The organism is Acinetobacter sp. P37, from assembly GCF_057480965.1.
The window spans coordinates 28,247-45,889 of record NZ_JBLIYY010000009.1 but is presented as its reverse complement, the minus strand read 5'-3'; the positions used below and the strand labels follow the sequence as shown (position 1 = coordinate 45,889).

Annotated in this window: 15 protein-coding genes; 7 read left to right on the top strand and 8 right to left on the bottom strand. The window is 40.1% G+C overall.

What is annotated here, in order from left to right; all coding sequences use genetic code 11:
- Positions 1-3: 3 nt before the first annotated feature.
- Both AC25JC_RS09890 and sppA read right to left on the bottom strand, forming a co-directional pair.
- The gene (locus tag AC25JC_RS09890) at positions 4-813 is read right to left on the bottom strand and encodes an alpha/beta fold hydrolase (protein WP_180114971.1); all 810 of its coding nucleotides are present in this window, start codon (positions 811-813) and stop codon (positions 4-6) included.
- Positions 810-1,835, bottom strand: coding sequence for a signal peptide peptidase SppA (sppA, locus tag AC25JC_RS09885; protein WP_180063185.1), 1,026 nt, complete (start codon positions 1,833-1,835; stop codon positions 810-812). Before sppA ends, AC25JC_RS09890 begins: the two co-directional genes overlap by 4 nt.
- 127 nt (positions 1,836-1,962) lie before the next feature.
- Here sppA and AC25JC_RS09880 point away from each other — a divergent pair, with 127 nt between their 5' ends.
- Entirely contained in the window at positions 1,963-2,934 is a 972-nt protein-coding gene (locus tag AC25JC_RS09880; RefSeq protein WP_180113731.1) for a lysophospholipid acyltransferase family protein, read from the top strand.
- Positions 2,935-2,965: 31 nt separating this feature from the next.
- On the opposite strand, the gene AC25JC_RS09875 is transcribed toward AC25JC_RS09880, so the two are convergent.
- The 3 genes from AC25JC_RS09875 to AC25JC_RS09865 all read right to left on the bottom strand — a co-directional run bounded on the left by AC25JC_RS09875 (position 2,966) and on the right by AC25JC_RS09865 (position 7,443).
- Positions 2,966-5,425, bottom strand: coding sequence for a DNA internalization-related competence protein ComEC/Rec2 (locus AC25JC_RS09875; protein ID WP_486923957.1), 2,460 nt, complete (start codon positions 5,423-5,425; stop codon positions 2,966-2,968).
- A 106-nt stretch (positions 5,426-5,531) separates the two neighbouring features.
- Positions 5,532-6,215, bottom strand: a complete 684-nt coding sequence (lolD, locus tag AC25JC_RS09870) for a lipoprotein-releasing ABC transporter ATP-binding protein LolD (RefSeq protein ID WP_078192053.1) — start codon at positions 6,213-6,215, stop codon at positions 5,532-5,534.
- A complete protein-coding gene (locus tag AC25JC_RS09865) occupies positions 6,208-7,443 on the bottom strand; it encodes a lipoprotein-releasing ABC transporter permease subunit (protein ID WP_078190389.1) in 1,236 nt (411 codons plus the stop codon). The genes lolD and AC25JC_RS09865 overlap by 8 nt, the downstream gene beginning before the upstream one ends.
- A 28-nt stretch (positions 7,444-7,471) precedes the next feature.
- Between AC25JC_RS09865 and AC25JC_RS09860 the strand changes: the two genes are divergently transcribed.
- The gene (locus tag AC25JC_RS09860) at positions 7,472-8,041 is read left to right on the top strand and encodes a PilZ domain-containing protein (protein ID WP_078192054.1); all 570 of its coding nucleotides are present in this window, start codon (positions 7,472-7,474) and stop codon (positions 8,039-8,041) included.
- A 7-nt stretch (positions 8,042-8,048) separates the two neighbouring features.
- Here AC25JC_RS09860 and AC25JC_RS09855 read toward each other — a convergent pair whose 3' ends face one another.
- Both AC25JC_RS09855 and AC25JC_RS09850 read right to left on the bottom strand, forming a co-directional pair.
- Positions 8,049-8,954, bottom strand: a complete 906-nt coding sequence (locus AC25JC_RS09855) for a DMT family transporter (RefSeq protein WP_486923956.1) — start codon at positions 8,952-8,954, stop codon at positions 8,049-8,051.
- Between the two features lie 5 nt (positions 8,955-8,959).
- Positions 8,960-9,481, bottom strand: coding sequence for a YaiI/YqxD family protein (locus tag AC25JC_RS09850; protein ID WP_439736698.1), 522 nt, complete (start codon positions 9,479-9,481; stop codon positions 8,960-8,962).
- Positions 9,482-9,714: 233 nt separating this feature from the next.
- Between AC25JC_RS09850 and AC25JC_RS09845 the strand changes: the two genes are divergently transcribed.
- Positions 9,715-10,647 (top strand): hypothetical protein, encoded by a 933-nt coding sequence (locus AC25JC_RS09845; RefSeq protein ID WP_486923955.1) that lies wholly within the window; start codon positions 9,715-9,717, stop codon positions 10,645-10,647.
- A 606-nt stretch (positions 10,648-11,253) separates the two neighbouring features.
- Here the strand turns inward: AC25JC_RS09845 and serC are convergent.
- Positions 11,254-12,333: a 3-phosphoserine/phosphohydroxythreonine transaminase gene (gene serC, locus AC25JC_RS09840; protein WP_078192058.1), complete on the bottom strand. Its 1,080-nt coding sequence runs from the start codon at positions 12,331-12,333 to the stop codon at positions 11,254-11,256.
- Positions 12,334-12,681: 348 nt separating this feature from the next.
- Here serC and AC25JC_RS09835 point away from each other — a divergent pair, with 348 nt between their 5' ends.
- From AC25JC_RS09835 to AC25JC_RS09820, 4 genes are read left to right on the top strand one after another with little or no spacing between them, the layout of a single operon-like run.
- On the top strand, positions 12,682-14,169 hold the full coding sequence (locus AC25JC_RS09835) for a TolC family protein (RefSeq protein ID WP_486923954.1): 1,488 nt from the start codon (positions 12,682-12,684) through the stop codon (positions 14,167-14,169).
- Positions 14,170-14,190: 21 nt separating this feature from the next.
- A complete protein-coding gene (locus tag AC25JC_RS09830) occupies positions 14,191-15,390 on the top strand; it encodes an HlyD family secretion protein (protein ID WP_486923953.1) in 1,200 nt (399 codons plus the stop codon).
- Complete coding sequence (locus AC25JC_RS09825) at positions 15,390-16,520, top strand: ABC transporter permease (RefSeq protein WP_486923952.1); 1,131 nt, start codon at positions 15,390-15,392, stop codon at positions 16,518-16,520. The genes AC25JC_RS09830 and AC25JC_RS09825 overlap by 1 nt, the downstream gene beginning before the upstream one ends.
- Positions 16,517-17,635: an ABC transporter permease gene (locus AC25JC_RS09820; protein WP_486923951.1), complete on the top strand. Its 1,119-nt coding sequence runs from the start codon at positions 16,517-16,519 to the stop codon at positions 17,633-17,635. Before AC25JC_RS09825 ends, AC25JC_RS09820 begins: the two co-directional genes overlap by 4 nt.
- Positions 17,636-17,643: the final 8 nt, after the last annotated feature.

Here is a 17,643-nt window from a genome sequence, read left to right as displayed (position 1 = left end):
GGTTTAATGATGACGCTTAGGCAATTTAAGTAAATCTTTAATCAATTCAACAGTTTCCACAGGATGTTCCAATGGGAACATATGACTCCCCGCAGCAACTTTAAATGGAATCGCAAATTTTTTCTCAACCTTTTGTGGAAAGTGCCGAGCTAAAAATGGTCCCTGCTCTGCAATTAACTGCTGTACAGGTACTTGTGGTTGAGCATGAGGTAACCACCACAGTGAAGGATTAGTTCGAAAAATATGAACCTCATCATCACGTGAAATCGTCAATTCCACCCCACCACGCAGTTTATCGTCCATCAAGGCATGATCAATATAAGCTTGATAACAGTCTGGATCGAAATCTTTATAAAAACCTTTCGGCCTTAAAAGCTCTGCTGCTTGTTCACGGCTGTCCCAATGATCACGACGACGCTTCGACAAACCTGCTGGGGACATTTTATCGACGACTTTAAGTTTGAGGAGTTTTGCGATGTGCAAAGCAAAAGACTCTTTACCCATGATCATAGGCGGATCAATCATTAACACTTGTTCAAACAATTCTGGGCGTTGTAATGCAGCCTGAAATGTTAAAACCGAACCTAATGAGTGACCTAATCCAATCACCTTACGACCATTGGCCTGACGTACAATACTGTCAATGACTTGCTGTGTTAAGCTTTTCCAATGGTTATCGATTGGGTAACGCTTATCTGGCCCAAGTAACGGCACATAGATCACATCATATTCATCACTCAGTAAATCAAACAATTTTTGATAAACCCGTGATGGCACGCCATTGGCGTGCGCAAAATGAATTAACGGTTTCATTGTAATTTCGTGCTGTTTTCAGATTGAACCTGTTGTGACAATGCGCTTGCCAAACCTTGACCAAATGAACTTCCCATACGACCTAGTACAGAATCAAACGGACTATTTTCAATGGTGTAGTTCACGGCTTTTTCAGTTTTTAATTCACGTTTCAGGCTATTTAAACTACCTGTACGGTCAGCAATACCTAGCTTCACAGCCTGATCACCCGTCCAAAATAAACCTGAGAAAATAGCTGGATCATTTGATTTTAATTTCTTACCGCGACCTTCCTTCACTGCATTAATGAAATGCGCATGAACATTATCAAGTACACCTTGAACATGTGCTTTTTGTGCTGCATCTACAGGTTGAGTCATGGATAAAATGGCTTTGTTCTCACCCGAAGTCATGGTGCGATCTTCTACACCGAATTTTTGCATCAAACCACTAACACCATAATTCGGCATGATCACGCCAATCGAACCCACTAAACTTGAAGGATTGACAATAATTTCATCTGCCGCAGACGCAATATAGTACGCACCTGAAGCGCCTGTATCACCAATAATGGCATACAGTTTTTTATCGGTATGGGCTTTTTTCAAGTACTGAATTTCTTGCCAAATTTCATCAGACTGAACAGGTGAACCACCTGGTGAATTAATATTTAAAACAATCGCTTTGCTTTGTTTGTTTTCATAGGCTTTTTTCAAAGCTTTGATGGTATTTGCGCTGTTTACACTTTGCTTGTCCGCTGCAATGGTCCCAATGATATCAACCACGGCAATATGTGAACCCGCTGTCGCTGCTTGATCAGATGACGACATGCTGCAACTTTTTGCCATCGCAATGATAATAAATAGCAAATAAGCAAAGGTTAAAAATTTAAAAAATATACCCCATCTACGTGCTCTACGTTGTTCTTCAACGGAAGAAAGCACGGCTTTTTCTAATATTTTCCATTCATTTCCAGTTGGCTGCTGAATATTGTTTGAAGAACTTTGCTGTTTTTCTTCAGGTTTTGGTGGCCATTCGGACATAAAAAAACCCATTTGATCGTTAATTTGTAGTCATTATATACACGCTAATCGCCATAACTGTCTAATCAATTCATTTTCCCCTATAATTATTTTAAATTTTCTTTCATTTCTTTCAGACTTAAATAAGATGACCGACCAAAATTCACAGGACACCACATATCACCTGTTAAAATTTATCAGCCGTCAACCTATTCAAATTTCAAGATTAATTGCAAAAGGTTTGGCTGGGTTAGTCAATGTTTTAAAAATCTCTAAAACCTACTCTACGATTCAACGCAATCTTAAAATTGCATTGCCTGAATTATCAGAGTCAGCTCGCATTCAACTCACTAAACAAGCGATTCGAAACGAACTTTGTTCTTATTTTGAATTTTTTAACATTTGGGGTGCAAGTACAGAAAAAAATATTCAACGAATTCATCACGTACATGGCGCTGAATATTTACATGAAGCGCTCGCCCTACAAAAAGGCGTTGTACTCGTAGTACCACATTTTGGTACTTGGGAAATCATGAATGCATGGGTTGCGCAGTACACTCAAATGACCATCATGTACAAGCCGGTAAAAAGCGAATCTGCCAACAATTTTGTCCGTGCTGCTCGAAGCCGTGAGCAAGCAATATTGGTTCCTACGGATGAATCAGGTGTACGTCAGATTTTCAAAGCATTAAAACAAGGTGGGACGACTGTGATCTTGCCAGATCATACCCCCAATGCCGGCGGCGAAATGATTCCATACTTTGGTATTCCACTAAAAACCAGCAACTTAAGTGCAAAATTAATTCAAAAAACCAAAGCACGTGCGCTCTTACTGTATGCCATTCGTAACGATAATCATGGTTTTGATATGCATATCGAACCTATGGATGAGAATATCTATCAAGGCAATGCAGATGATGGCTCAATAGTTATCTTTAAAGCAGTGGAAAATCTAATTCATCGTTATCCAGAGCATTATCACTGGAGCTATAAACGCTTTAAAGCCAATCCAAAATTGAGAAATCTATACAATATTAGTGATGAGGAAGCCGCTCAACGCATTCGTGATATTCGTGAGGAATATCAAAGACAGCAAAAAATTAAAAATGTGACAGAATGACATTTTCAAGCAATACACTTGAAGCAGTTTTCTATTCAGATTCTTTAGATAGCCTGCGATATAGATCGAGCCATTTATACTTTGTACGCTCTTCAATTAGTTCAATTTGTTGTTTATTTTGCTTGAAATGAATACTTCCACTTTGTGCAGTTTGCAAGAGTGGAATGTCTAATTGTTTGAGACGTGTTTGGGTCATCTTTGCAGGATGTCCATAACGATTAAAGCGACCTGCGGAAGCAATCGCCAACTTGGGGTTAAAATGGTTTAAAAACGCATAGGATGAACTGTGCCGACTACCATGGTGTCCAAGCACCAAGACATCGACTTTTAGGTCTGGATAATCACTTAACATTTGATATTCCGTCTCCCAACCCGCATCCCCCATCAATAGAAAATGTCGTGGGCCATTGACGCCTTTGACCGTGACATATAGAACACAAGAACGTTCATTGGCATTCCATTGAGCATTTGTCAGATCTTCAGGCTTTGGCGAGAGTATTTCAAAATATACTTGCTGATCCCAATTCCACTGCTGACCACGCTGACATAAGCGCTGTGGAGCTTGGTTCGTGGTTTGTACCCGCTCATTACTTGAAAGCTGCCCAATATCAAGCAGTTCCTCCAATGAGAAATAACCACCACTATGGTCTTGATCTAAATGAGTCAATAATACCCGATCTAGTCGATGGACACCTTGCACACTCAAAAATGGTCGGATGATATTCTGCCCGACACTAAATTGACTTTCATCATAGTTTCCACCGAAGTCCACCATCATATGATGATCTACAGAACGGATATAGATCGCCTGCCCTTGCCCCACATCTAAAATTGAAAGCTGAAAATTTGCTGAATTTTTCCATGGGATAAACAGAGTAAAAAAGGCAATGACCGCCCAATATTTTGGCAAGATTCCTTCAGGTAAAAATAAGATTACTATGGCGAGTATCAACAGTATGATTTGAGTTGACGTCAATGCGACATCTTGCATTTTTGGTGCAAAGAGTCGATCTAAGCCATAGAGAAATACATGTAACACTTCTAAACACAGATCATTGAATAAAAAAACCAATTGCGCCAGAGGAGTCGAAATATAAGAAAGTGCCCCTCCGATGATATCTAAAGGAACCACCACAGCCCCTAACCACGGGATGGCAAATAAATTACTTAGTGGGCTAATCCACGTGACTTGCTTGAAAAAAATCACCATCAATGGAAATAAGGCGATAAAGATTTTCCATTGTGATTCCACCATCAACCACATTGAATGTTTTAACTTTTGCCAAAAACTGGCGTCCGTTTGAGCCAGTAAATGCTTCCTTAAGGTTTGATAAATCCGCAGTAAAATAAAGCATGCGCCATAAGACAACCAAAATGCCGCGGATAAAATACTAAAGGGATCCACAAGCAATAAAATTGCGGCACTAAAAACCAGCAGTTGAAAAGGCTGAATGGTTTGCTGTAACAAAAGCATGCTACTTGCAACTAGGCAGATCGTCAGCGTTCTCAGTGCAGGTATTTCAAAGCCAGTAAATGCGCAATATAGAAGGACACAGAAGATAAAGGGCACGACCAATACATATTGTTTGGGCCACTTGAGATAAATTTTGGGACAATATTTTCGAATAGCTAACTGCATCACCCAACAAAGCATGCTGGCAAAAACAAGTACATGTGGACCAGATATCGCCAATAAATGACTCATCCCAAAGCGTTGAAATAATTCACTGGTGCCTTCAGTGAGTAAACTTTTATCACCTGTAAGCAGTGCTAACAGCAAGCCATGATTCCGTAGCGGTTGTTGGTATATAAACGCTCTTAAATATAAACGTTGTTGTTCGACCTTAATTTTTAACTGGTGTAGCACACCTTGATGTCGTTGATACTGCTGTCCATAGCCCATCGCAGTCATATGTTGAGGTGGTATCAGTTCGACCGACTTCACCTTTAAACTGGCATGTATATTTTGCTGTATACTCCACCGTTCTTGGTCAAATGCACCTTCGGTCACATAGCTTTGGGTAGGTCGTAACTCACCATACATACGATAGTATTGTCCAGGGACCAACTGAATCGTCTGTTCATTATTTTGCAAAATTGAATTGGGTAAATACGCCATAAAATGTTGAATCTGCTGATTCACATTGAGCACTTCAATTTTTTGCTGAATTGCTTGGTCTTTGAGTTGGCTGATCTGTGGAATATACGCAATAAACTCGCCTTGTCTGCTCTGATGTTCAACCAATGCCAAACGCTGATCGAGTTGAGTATTGGCGAAACTAAAGCCGAGAATTGCACCTATGCAAAGATTTGCACTGAGCTGTAAGATTTTCGAAAAGATACTTTTTAGTTTTGGTGAAATGTAGAGCTGTAGCACTAGCCAAATCAGAACAATAAAAAGCAACTGAGCTGTCGAGAGTTGTGGATTCCAAAACATGAATCCCATAAAAGAAATACCTAAAATCCAGCCAATACAAAAACTTTGTAACATGAGTCGTCATTATTTTTATTATGTGCTGGCAATAATAAAGCCCACCGAGGTGAGCTTCAATCAAACAATCTTAATCCACTAATTTTTTACAAAATCAATTTAGCGCTTAGTCATCTACCCATAAACCATCTTGCATATGCAAAATCGCATCAGCAGATTGAGCTAAATATTCATCATGGGTCACAATTAGCATTGCCATGTTAAATTCTTTACGTAATTCAGACAGCAACTCAAAAATCTTCACTGCGGTTTTGCGGTCTAAGTTCCCTGTTGGCTCATCAGCCATCATCAACTTAGGTCTTGCTACCAATGCACGAGCCAAAGCCACACGTTGACGTTCACCGCCTGAAAGCTCACCAGGTTTGTGCGTCATGCGGTGGGAAAGTCCAACGCGTTCCAAAAGATATTCAGCTTGTTGCTTCACTTCTTTGAAGTTACTCGACTTACGTAACATCAATGGCATTGCCACATTTTCAAACGCGGTAAATTCAGGCAACAAGTGATGGAATTGATACACAAAACCTAAATGCTCATTACGAATATAACCACGCTCTGCTTCACCTAAAGTGTCAAAGCGTTGACCATTAATCAACACTTGACCCGATGTTGGACGATCCAAGCCACCCAATACATGCAACAACGTACTTTTACCAGAACCACTTGACCCCACAATCGAAACAAACTCACCTGCTTTGACTTGTAATGAAAGTCCACGAATCACATCGACTGTAGACTTCCCATCGGTAAAAGATTTGGTAATGTTTTGGGCATCTAAAACTAAATTACTCATAGCGTAGAGCCTCTGCAGGTTGAACTTTAGCTGCACGTAATGCCGGATAAATAGTCGCGATAAAGCTAAGACCCAATGATAAAGATACAATCACCACAACATCTTGCCATCTTAAATAAGACGGTAAATAGTTGATGAAGTAAGCATCAAACATATTTAAGCCCAATGTTGTATTCAACCAACCGACTAAATTACTAATACTCGATGCAGCGATAATCCCTAAAATCGCCCCTGACACCGTACCAATCACCCCAATCACTGTACCTTGCACCATGAAGATCCGTGTGATTGTAGCCGGTGAAGCGCCTAGTGTACGCAAAATGGCAATATCGGATTTTTTATCAGTGACCACCATCACCAATGAAGACACGATATTAAATGCTGCAACCAATACAATCAGGAACAGCAATAAACTTACCATTGCCTTTTCCATTTGAATCGCACTGAACAGATTACCGTGCGTATAAGTCCAATCTGAAGCATAAAAGTTTGCAGGTAAATCACGCACAATTTCTTGAGAGACTTGTGGCGCTGCAAAAATATCATCCAACTTCATACGGATGCCTTGTGCACCATCTGGCAGTCTTAATAAAGTCGACGCATCGTTCAGGGCCACATAGCCCATCATCGAATCAACTTCCGCACCAATACTGAAAATACCCACAATTTTAAATCGTTTAAAACGCGGAACAACGCCAGCCGGAGAAGGTGTTGCTTCAGGAAGCACTAAGGTCACACTGTCATTCAAGCCTAAACCTAAGGCATCTGTCATTTGCTTGCCAAGGACAATACCAAACTCACCTTTTTTCAGGTTATCGATACTGCCTTCCACCATATGGTCTTGGATAATTGATACCTTTTTTTCATACTGCGGTTCAATCCCACTGACCATAATGCCAGACACTTGACCTTGTGCCGTCAACATTCCCTGTAATTGGGTGAATGGTGCGACACCTTGAACATGCTCATGCTGCTCAATTTTTTTTGCAAGTTCAGGCCAATTTGTTAAAATTTGTGTTGAAGAAACAGTGGCTTGAGGTATCATTCCTAAGACACGAGTTTTCAGCTCACGATCGAAACCATTCATCACAGATAAAACTGTAATAAGGACTGCCACACCAAGCGTGAGGCCGATCATGGATACCAGAGCAATAAAAGAAATAAAGTGGTTACTGCGCCGAGCGCGAGTGTATCTCAACCCTATATACAGCGAGATTGGTTTAAACATAACCATCTAGTCCGAGGTAATATATATTATGGAAAACTTACAGCATCAAAGCGTTCAAACTGAACGCCGTGTAATGTCGCGTATCGATGCTGCTTTGCGCATCAACTATCAGATTATCTCTGATGATGTTGCACTGAATGATCCTTACGATCCTAATTTTGTATTGCCGCGCTATTTTCTACTACTTGCTGAATTAGATCAATTTGATCATGCACTCAACTACGAATTAGAACAATTAGCTGAGAAAGATCAACAAATTGCTCGAATCTTATCCTTATTTAACCAAAAGTTAAACCTTATTACGGGTTCTTTATACGACGCAATTGTACAAAGCATGTTACCAGTGCCTGAGCATGTGAATTTTTCAGAGACTGGTTTGAGCTTTTTTAGCGAACGCGCGATTAAAGAAGGTACTTATATCCATGTGACCTTAAGCCACCCTGAAAATTTCTTCCATATTGCGGCAACTGCGCAAGTGGTTTATAGCCGTGAAGAAGAAAGCAACTTATACCGTACGGGTGCCTATTTTATCACACTGCTCCCTCAAGACCGCGTCAAACTTGCAGAGTGTATCGCACTGACCCAAAACAAAGAGTGATTTTTAATCAATGTTTTAATTTGTGGGCGAGCTCTCTGTTCGCCCGAAAATCTTTATAAAAATAAACAAACAAGCCTGATAATAGAATCACGGCACCAAGTAAAACCATCAATGATAATTTTTCATCATTCAGTAAAGCACCAAAGAGCATAGCAAGCATGGGTGTGAGTACCGTTGTTAAAGACAAAGTTGTCGCCTTGATGTTTTGTACCAGTTTGAAATAACAAAACATTGCAATCAATGAAGCCATAATCACTGCATAAAATAAGCCAATGAGTGCTTTGGTCGAAGGCATCTGTGTAGGTGTATACTGCCAAATAAACGGTAGCATTGCAGCAGAAAATAGTGCTGAGATAAGAATCGAACCCGTGGCTTGAGACATGGGCTGCAATGGCGCATTGACTTTTTTCACCCAAAAAATCGACATACAGTAGACGAATACGCTCATTAACATTAAGACGATGCCAACAGGCTGTACGTGCTGATCACTGCCGCCTAAGCAAATAATGGCTAAACCACAGACGGCAATCAACATCCCAATCCATTGCAAGCGATGCAGATAGGTATGAAAGAAGAAACGACCGATCAGACCCGTCATAATTGGCGCTAAACCAAACATCAGGGCAATAATGCCTGAGCTGAGATAGGCCGTTGCCATATAGGTAAGAATCTGAGAACCAATAAAACTAAACGCCCCCGCCAAATAACTGTGCAGCGAGGTTTTATCCATCGGCAGTTTATGTTTAAAAATAAACAATAATGCGACAGCCAAGGGTAATGCGATAAAAAAGCGTAATGTCAGTGCCCAAAACGCATTGATATCACTGACACTCCAAACGATGGCAAGTGGCGTGGTCGACCAAATAAAGACCAACAACGCATAGGTGGTCGCTAGATTTGTTTTAGATGGCATGGTTTTTACTTCTGCGCCGTTTTTCGTTTTTGCTTTTGAATGGTTTGATCTAAGCTACTGGAAAATTCGCGCTTATCACGTTCAGAAATCGGGGCTGGACCACCAGTTTGTACACCTGCGCCCCGTAAAGTATCCATAAAGTCGCGTAAATGTAGACGAGCCTTGACATTTGCTGTGGTATAAATCTCACCGCGTGGATGTATCGCTATACCGCCCCGTTCAATCACTTCAGCAGCAAGTGGAATATCCTGTGTCATCACGATGTCGTGCTCTTTCATGCGCTGAATAATTTCTTTATCCGCGGCATCCGCCCCGCTCATGACTTGAATCGAGTTAATCCGCACCGAAGGTGTTATCCCAACATTTTGATTGGCGACAAAAGTGACTTCTAACTGGTAACGATCAGAAGCCCGAATAATTACATCACGTAAAATGCGTGGTAACGCATCTGCATCCACCCATAATTTAAATGGCAGCACTGATTTTCCATTCACTTTTAAACATGACTCATAGTAACAAATCCACATGACAATTTGGGGATCTGCATCCGCTGAATGGATCTACATTTCTCTAATCATGAGAATCAAAAAGCTGCAAAATGACTCCTACTTGGACTTATTTTCCAATGCTTTTACATTTAAATCCTACTGAAAACATTTTTTATGCATGATTTCATGATAAATATGACGTCGGTGACTTGAAAATTTCAAATAACCCTCGATTTATTAATTATGAAACCAACCCAATATCAATTGTGCATATGAAAAAACAAAATAGCCCTGAAATTATCACTATTGAAGATCAAACTTTTGGTAGTCATGTTGAACATTGGAATTTGCTCACCGGCAACCCGACAACGGATGTACCAGTTTGGCTGGGTCAGGCATTGGATGCACCCATTATGCCGATGGGCTTATGCGCACAAGAATCTGATATGGATCAAAGTACCTGGCTGATTCAAGGTCCATCTCAAGCATCCATTCAACTGTGCCAAGTGATTGCGGTAGAAAATAATAAACCTAAAGCCGTTAAAACTGCATTTCCAAGTTTTGATAGCCCATATAAAACCAAAGCCACCATTGAACGTATTATTACCTGTAAATCCAATACACAAGCTGTGCTTTGCCTCGACTTAGGCGCAAATACCAGTGTGTATGCTTTTGATAGTTTATATAGCGTCAATCACGACCAATATGAAAAAGATGCAAGCTACAGTGTGCAACTCAATGCTTGGGCCTATGAACTCGAAGCTGTCGCAGAACATGAACAGCTTGTCGTTGATGATCCTGCATCGATTAAACATCATCGTGCTTTAAACGATATCTTGGCAGCAAATAATGGTGTTGCCCCTGCAGATTTACACGAACAAATTAAAGCATGGCAACCAAAGTCTGAAGATGACAAAGCGCCAGTGACCGTCGATTTTTCTAAAATGGTTGCATACCTATATGGTGAAAATCTTGGCCAAGAAGACGAAGCATGGTTCCAAGGGCATATTGTTGGCAAAACCGCCATGCAATTTAAAGAGCAAGACTACACGCTGTATGATGTGACCTTAATCCACGAAGAAAACCAAGAAGCGGTGATTGTTCGTGTTGCAACACGAAATCCGGCGCATAAAGATTTCAATGTTGGGCAATATATTCGTGGCAACCTGTGGATACAAGCCAATATTTACGCGAAATCTACCTAATTTGAATTCAAAAAACCTATTTCAAATAAAAAAAACCGCCTCAGTGCGGTTTTTTTTATTTCTCGCTAATCATGTGTATTCGCTGAATATTTAAATGATTGAATATTTTTTATCCACAAGATAGTCGATTTATTCTATTTTTAAATTCAAATTAAAATAACTTATCCACAATATTCAATTCAAAATAATAACGAAAAATAAATCCATCTGCAAAAGATAAAATATAAAAATCTAATATAAATAAATAAGATAGGAAATTTATGAAACTAAATTTAGCAATTCGGTTGCTTATTTTTAAATGAACTAAATAGTTTAGTAAGTTTATGGCAGATAGTACTTTATTTAATCAAATAATTATGTTAAAAATGCGTTTAAGAAATAGTAATTAACGATAAATAGATCGGAAAGAATATCTATGAAAGTCGTGCAAGAAGAAAACTTATCACAAGTTGACCATCACATCGAATCTCGATATCAAATCAAGCCAATGTCCTGCTTATTTTTTATGTTAGGTATGCTGATTTGTGCATACGTGTTACATACTTTTATTTTTTAATCTATTCAATAAAAAAACCGGCATTTGCCGGTTTTTTTATGCCTTTAGGATTATGCGTTGCGTTTTGCAAAGTCATCCATAAAGTTAACCAGTGCTTGAACGCCTTCTAGCGGAACAGCATTATAAATACTTGCACGCATACCACCCACTGAACGGTGACCAGCTAAATTCAGCAAGTGGTTTTCTTCAGCTTCTTTCAAGAATTGTTTTTCCAATTCTGGATTCGCCAAAGTAAATGGTACGTTCATGATTGAACGGAATTCTTTTGCAATTGGATTTGCATAGAAATCGCTTGAATCAATATAACCATAAAGCAATTCAGCTTTTGCCATATTCGCTTTATAAATTGCGTCTACACCGCCCTGCTCAAGTAACCATTCAAAAACGAGGCCAGATAAGTACCATGCATAAGTTGATGGTGTATTCACCATTGAACCATTTTTCGCTTGAGCTGAATATTTCAAGATACTTGGAATATCTGCTTTCGCTTGATCCAATAAATCATCACGAATAATCACTAAAGTTAAACCAGCAGGACCAATATTTTTCTGAGCACCTGCATAGATTAAACCGAACTTAGATACGTCTAATGGTGCAGATAAAATGCTCGATGAAAAATCGGCAACCAATGGTTTGTCCGTTTCAGGAATGTTGGCAAACTGAAGACCACCAATAGTTTCATTATCTGCATAATGCACATAAGCCGCATCATCAGATAAGTTCCAGGTGCTTTGATCAGTAATCGCAAGTTTACCGTCAATGGTGGTACCCGCTTCAACAACATTAATGTCGCCATAACGCTGTGCTTCTTTCAACGCTTTTTCAGACCAAATACCAGTGTGGATATAGTCTGCTTTGCTGTTTTTACCCAATAGGTTTAATGGGATCGCAGAGAATTGAAGTGATGCGCCACCTTGAAGGAATAACACTTTATAGTTGTCTGGAATATTCATCAGCTTACGAAGATCAGCTTCTGCTTTCTCTGCCACAGCGACATAGTCTTTACTACGGTGGCTCATTTCCATGATCGAAAGGCCTTTGCCTTGCCAGTCAAGCATTTCAGCTTGAGCTTTTTCTAAAACGGCAGTGGGTAATGCAGCAGGACCAGCACAGAAGTTGTACGCGCGCATGAGTTTTCCTTTCAAAGTGAAACACAATAAAATGATGGCATTTAACCATATCTGACGCGTGCTTGCAGTAGTTAAAGCTGAAAATATTCCAATGCTGTCTGACATTTGAAGTCAAAATTTCAATAAAGATCAAAATTAATTCTTCTTAATTCAAATTATTAGATTTACTGATATTTTTTATCCCTTGAATTGATGCTAATTTAAGGTCTTGATATGAGAAAAATGACGTGCGCTGCGAAGATAAAATTTATTTACATATGTATATGAAACAATACAACAACTTAGTGAATTTACCCAACTTCATCACAATGACTATAATGAACCCATCCTAGCTGTGAGTGTGTTTTTATGCCTTTACCTCGAACAGATTATTCTATAAAAATTAAACATACATTTCGTTCAGGTTTACTGCTTGGCCTTGGTTGTTTCAGTGGCTTTTTTACCCCCACCGTACTTGCGCAAAGTATCAGTTATAGCCAAGCAGAACAAAGTCTACTCACTAGTTCGTATAGTACTCAGGCCAACCAAGCACTACAACAATCTGCCGAACTTCAAGCTCAGGCCATTAAAGGGCTTGGTTTACCTCGTGTGGATTTAAACGTCCGTGCCTATGCCTTTCATAATGAACTCGATATTCCTCTCGGTGCCCTAAAAAATAACTTAGAACAAACGCTGAGTAATGGCATTAATAATAAAATTGATGAAAGCTTACCGAGTGATTTGGCAGACCCATTAAAAGACAGTCTGCAACAGCCAATCCGTGATGGTGTCGGATTAATTCCAGATTCTTCCCAAGTGGTCTTAGATGATCAAGTGATCCGCCCTACCGTTTCCGTAATGATGCCGCTGTATACCGGTGGGTTAACGTCTAGCGCCAAGGAAATTGCCAATATCCAAGCCAAACGCAGCGCGATAAGCAGTGAACAACAACAAGATGTGCAACGTTTTGAATTAATCCAAGCCTACTTCAATGCTCAATTACAAAAAAAATTAGTCGAAAGCAGCCGCTTCAATTTAAATGCGATGCAACAACACTATGCCAATGCGCTCAAAATGGAACAACAGGGTTTTATTAGCAAAGGCCAGCGTATGCAATTTGAAGTGGCGAAGAATAATGCGCTCAGAACTTTTCAAAATACTGAAGCGAATTTACGCTCTAGCTTATTTAAGTTAAACAACTTAATGCAAAGCAGCCAAATTACTGATCTTACAACGCCATTATTTATCAATCAGCAACACAATCAAAATATAACCGCCTTACTAAAAAGTTATCAGGATCAGTCTAGTTTGGTGCGTAAAATGCAATTAGACAGTCAATTGGCCGGTGCCAATGTGAAAGCCCAAAGCGCAGCAAAAAAACCCAACGTCTTTGCATTTGGCGAATATAGTCTCGACGATAAACAAAACTGGATCGTTGGTGTTGCCGCTCGCTACAACTTATTTTCAGGTATTGATAAAAACAAATCCGTACAAGCTGCTGAACTTCAACGCTATGCATCTGAGTTAATGACTGAGCGTACGAAACAAGAAATTGAAAGCCTGATTTATAGCTCATTTAATGAAGTCACCAGCGCTCAACAAAGTCACCTGTTGTTGCAGCAAAACCTAAAAGCTGCTCAAGAAAATTTAAGAATTCAACAGCTTTCATTTAAAGAAGATATGGGAACAGCCACACAAGTCATTGATGCACAAAATGCACTGAGCGGGCTACAAAGTGAAATGGCACTCAATGCTTATAAATACGTGATGTCACTTGCAACATTGCTACAAAGTCACGGGAGCATTGACCAGTTCCAAAGCTATATCAATCAATCACACACCGATTACATCCGTTAAACTTAGACTGGGGAAATGCACATGAATCAGGATTCAACTGATCAACCAAAAGACACCTCAACTGAGGATAAATCATCTGTTACATCAACAAATGATACGGTTGTACCAAAGCCTGTTATGGAAAACAGTATTACGCAAGACGAAATCGCGATGGATAAAAAGCCGACAGAATCTGTTAATTCAACGTCTCTAGAGCAAGACCACTCTTTCTCCCCATCAAAAGACCAACATAAGAAATCTATACTGATAAAAATTGCCGTTGGCATTATATTGATACTACTTTTGGCATTGATCGCATTTGGTCTATGGAAAAGTTATCAGCCTAAACAGGTTGAATTACAAGGTCGAGTGGAGGCTGAAACCATCCACATTAGTACCAAAGTACCCAGTCGTATCGAAGAAATATATGTGCATGACGGTGAAAAAGTACAAGCAGGTCAAGCACTGGTTCGTTTAACCAGCCCCGAAGTCGATGCAAAGAAACAACAGGCTTTAGCTGCACTCCAATCTGCGCAAGCACTGCAATCCACAGCTGAACGTGGCTCTCAACAAGAAAATATTGATAGTTTATATGCCAATTGGCAAAGTCTAAAAGCACAGCAACAATTGGCGCAAACCACCTACCAACGTGGTCAAAACCTTTATAAAGAAGGTGTCATTTCACGACAACGCCGTGATGAAATGCAAGCTGCCGCAGTGTCTGCTGCACAAATGACAGAAGCGTCTTATCAACAATATGCGCGTGCAAAACGTGGCAGTACACCACAACAACAAAGCTCGGCAGATGCCCAAGTCAAGATTGCGCAAGCCGCGTTGGCTGAAGCCAATGCACTTGAGGCTGAAACCAAGTTATTTGCACCGTCCAATGGCACTATTTCAAAAACCTATGGCAAAGTTTCAGAATTAGTTGCAATGGGTGTGCCCGTTGTAAGCCTGATTCAAGATGATAGCTTATGGATTAGCTTAAATGTCCGTGAAGACCAGTATGCTCAAGTGTATCAACTCAAGACCATGCATGGATTTATACCCGCACTGAACAAATCTGCCGATTTTAAAATTGATCACATCGAAGCCGAAGGTGAATTTGCAACGATTAAAACCACGCGGCAAACGGGCGGCTATGACATTCGTAGTTTTAAAGTCCAACTGAAACCCGCTCAGCCGATTGCTGACTTAAAAGTGGGTATGAGCGTGTTGTTTAAAATTGAAGAGCGTAAATAATGTTTAGGGGCATTCTGCGTGAGTTTCGCTATTTAATGCAGCATAAATGGGACTTGTGTATGGTCACACTTGCCCCCGCCCTTGTGATTTTGCTCTTTAGCAATATGTTTGCTCAAGGCAAACCAGATCATTTACCCATCGCGATCATAGACCAAGATCAAAGCAGTTTAAGCCGTAACATTACTCATTTTGCGCAGCTCAACCATACCTTAAAAGTAGCCACTATTACACCCAGTATGGATGATGCTGAAAAGCTTTTAAATCAGACTCAAATTTGGGGCTATATTCATATTCCTGCTGGCGCAGAGCAACGACTGGTTCAAGCAAAAGATGCAGAAATCAGCATTGCCTATAACCAAAGCTATTTTAGTGTCGGCAATAGTATTTCATCAGCCATGTTACTGAGTACACTGCAAGCCATGGCCGATTTTAGTGGTCATCAGTATTTAGAAAATAGCATCCCCTACCTCGATGCACCGACGCCCAATGTTAAAATTTCACCCTTATATAATCCTGGTTTAAATTACGAGTTCTATTTAGAGCCCTACATGATTCCTGCGATTCTACATTTACTACTGTGTTGCTGTGTCGCATTTTCGGTTGGTCAAGAAATCAAATATGGCACTGTAAATCAATGGGTGAAACCGACTTCTGTCTTTCAAGCTTTAATCGCTAAAAATCTCAGTTATGTTTTCATTTTTACCGCTTGGACATGGGCGTGGATGTTGTGGCTAATCGTGTTTCGAGGGTGGTTTGTTCAGGGTTCATTATTGCTCATTTTGCTCGGGCAATTGTTTTTTTATACTGCCTATGCCTTTATCAGCTCTACTGTAGTTTTGGCGACACGTGATCTCACCAAGTCCTTTGGTTTTATTGCGGTATATGGTGGCTCATCTCTAAGTTTTGCAGGGGTGACATTGCCGCTAAATAACGCGCCGATGTTTACAAAATTCTGGGCCAATATTATTCCCTATACGCCTTATGCCAAATTACAAACAGAACAATGGGTCATTGGTAGCCCAATCTCCATTTCAATCACACCGCTTATCACCCTGATCATTTACTGTCTGTTCTATTTTCTTCTTGCCAGCTTCTTTTTACGTAAAGTACTAAAGGAGCAACTCATATGAATGTAATTGCATCATTTCTATCAAATTTGCTCAGACACTATATTCAAACCTTTAAAGATATTGTGAAGCACAGTTCGATTTTTACCACTTTAGTGCTTTCTGTTTTTCTTTACAGTTTTTTTTATCCCATTGCTTATCAAGCGGAACATGCAGAATCGCTCCCTATCATTGTGGTGGATGAGGAACAAAGCATACTCACCAATACGATTATTGGTGCTGTAGCCAATAGTCCCAATGTAGAAATTCGAGCTGTGACTGGTAATTTTGCTGAGGCTGAAAATATGCTCAGAAGTCAGCAAGCTGACGGGATTTTACTGTTGCCGAGTAATCTTTCAAATAGCATTCGCCGTGGTGAAACCGGTGGAATTGGTTTATATCTCAGTGCTGCAAACTTTCTAAAGACACAAAAAATTGGCTTAGGTTTAGCCAGTTCGATGGAAAATGCCCTCGTCGAATATGCAGAAAAATTCCAGAACATATCCGATTTTAGCCCGGCTTTATCTATCCATAAGATTCCATTATTTAATCCACTTTCAGGCTATGGCAGCTATATTTTCCCAGCGGTTGCACCCTTAATTATTCATCAGACGATTTTATTGGGTCTGTGCATGCTGATTGCGACCTATCGACAAAACACCACTTGGCGTCCGAGCTATACACAATTGGCTGGCATCTTCTTGTGTATTTTGACCATTGGAACGTTGGGCTGCTTCTATTTATTTGGTTTTACCTTTTGGCTGAACGACTATCCACGCGGTGGAAATTTTTGGGGCATGTTCATTGCTGTGCCCATCTTCCTCAGTTGTATTATTGCGATGACGCTCTATTTAGCCACCTTTCTTGACCTGCCAGAACGTGCGGGACATGTCATCGTTTTTAGTTCTATTCCACTATTTCTACTCTCGGGAACGGCATGGCCGCGTGCAGCTATGCCTGAATGGATGCAAATACTTGCTCAGGTGTTGCCATCAACCCAAGGCATACAACTGTTCCTTCAACTCAATCAGATGGGTGTACCTACAGTAATCGTCATCCCAAAACTGCTTTACCTCACAAGTATTGGACTGATTTTTTTATGTCTTGCTGTCTGGCGTTTAAAGTTTGCCAAAAGATAAAACTGTTT

Excerpts from the sequence above, each read along its gene's own strand:
- sppA (WP_180063185.1), bottom strand. The coding sequence starts at position 1,835 with ATGTCCGAATGGCCACCAAAACCTGAAGAAAAACAGCAAAGTTCTTCA.
- AC25JC_RS09880 (WP_180113731.1), top strand. The coding sequence starts at position 1,963 with ATGACCGACCAAAATTCACAGGACACCACATATCACCTGTTAAAATTT.
- AC25JC_RS09855 (WP_486923956.1), bottom strand. The coding sequence starts at position 8,954 with ATGCCATCTAAAACAAATCTAGCGACCACCTATGCGTTGTTGGTCTTT.
- AC25JC_RS09825 (WP_486923952.1), top strand. The coding sequence starts at position 15,390 with ATGTTTAGGGGCATTCTGCGTGAGTTTCGCTATTTAATGCAGCATAAA.
- lolD (WP_078192053.1), bottom strand. The coding sequence starts at position 6,215 with ATGAGTAATTTAGTTTTAGATGCCCAAAACATTACCAAATCTTTTACC.
- AC25JC_RS09820 (WP_486923951.1), top strand. The coding sequence starts at position 16,517 with ATGAATGTAATTGCATCATTTCTATCAAATTTGCTCAGACACTATATT.
- AC25JC_RS09850 (WP_439736698.1), bottom strand. The coding sequence starts at position 9,481 with ATGTGGATTTGTTACTATGAGTCATGTTTAAAAGTGAATGGAAAATCA.
- AC25JC_RS09890 (WP_180114971.1), bottom strand. The coding sequence starts at position 813 with ATGAAACCGTTAATTCATTTTGCGCACGCCAATGGCGTGCCATCACGG.
- AC25JC_RS09860 (WP_078192054.1), top strand. The coding sequence starts at position 7,472 with ATGGAAAACTTACAGCATCAAAGCGTTCAAACTGAACGCCGTGTAATG.
- AC25JC_RS09865 (WP_078190389.1), bottom strand. The coding sequence starts at position 7,443 with ATGTTTAAACCAATCTCGCTGTATATAGGGTTGAGATACACTCGCGCT.
- AC25JC_RS09835 (WP_486923954.1), top strand. The coding sequence starts at position 12,682 with ATGCCTTTACCTCGAACAGATTATTCTATAAAAATTAAACATACATTT.
- serC (WP_078192058.1), bottom strand. The coding sequence starts at position 12,333 with ATGCGCGCGTACAACTTCTGTGCTGGTCCTGCTGCATTACCCACTGCC.
- AC25JC_RS09875 (WP_486923957.1), bottom strand. The coding sequence starts at position 5,425 with ATGTTACAAAGTTTTTGTATTGGCTGGATTTTAGGTATTTCTTTTATG.
- AC25JC_RS09830 (WP_486923953.1), top strand. The coding sequence starts at position 14,191 with ATGAATCAGGATTCAACTGATCAACCAAAAGACACCTCAACTGAGGAT.
- AC25JC_RS09845 (WP_486923955.1), top strand. The coding sequence starts at position 9,715 with ATGAAAAAACAAAATAGCCCTGAAATTATCACTATTGAAGATCAAACT.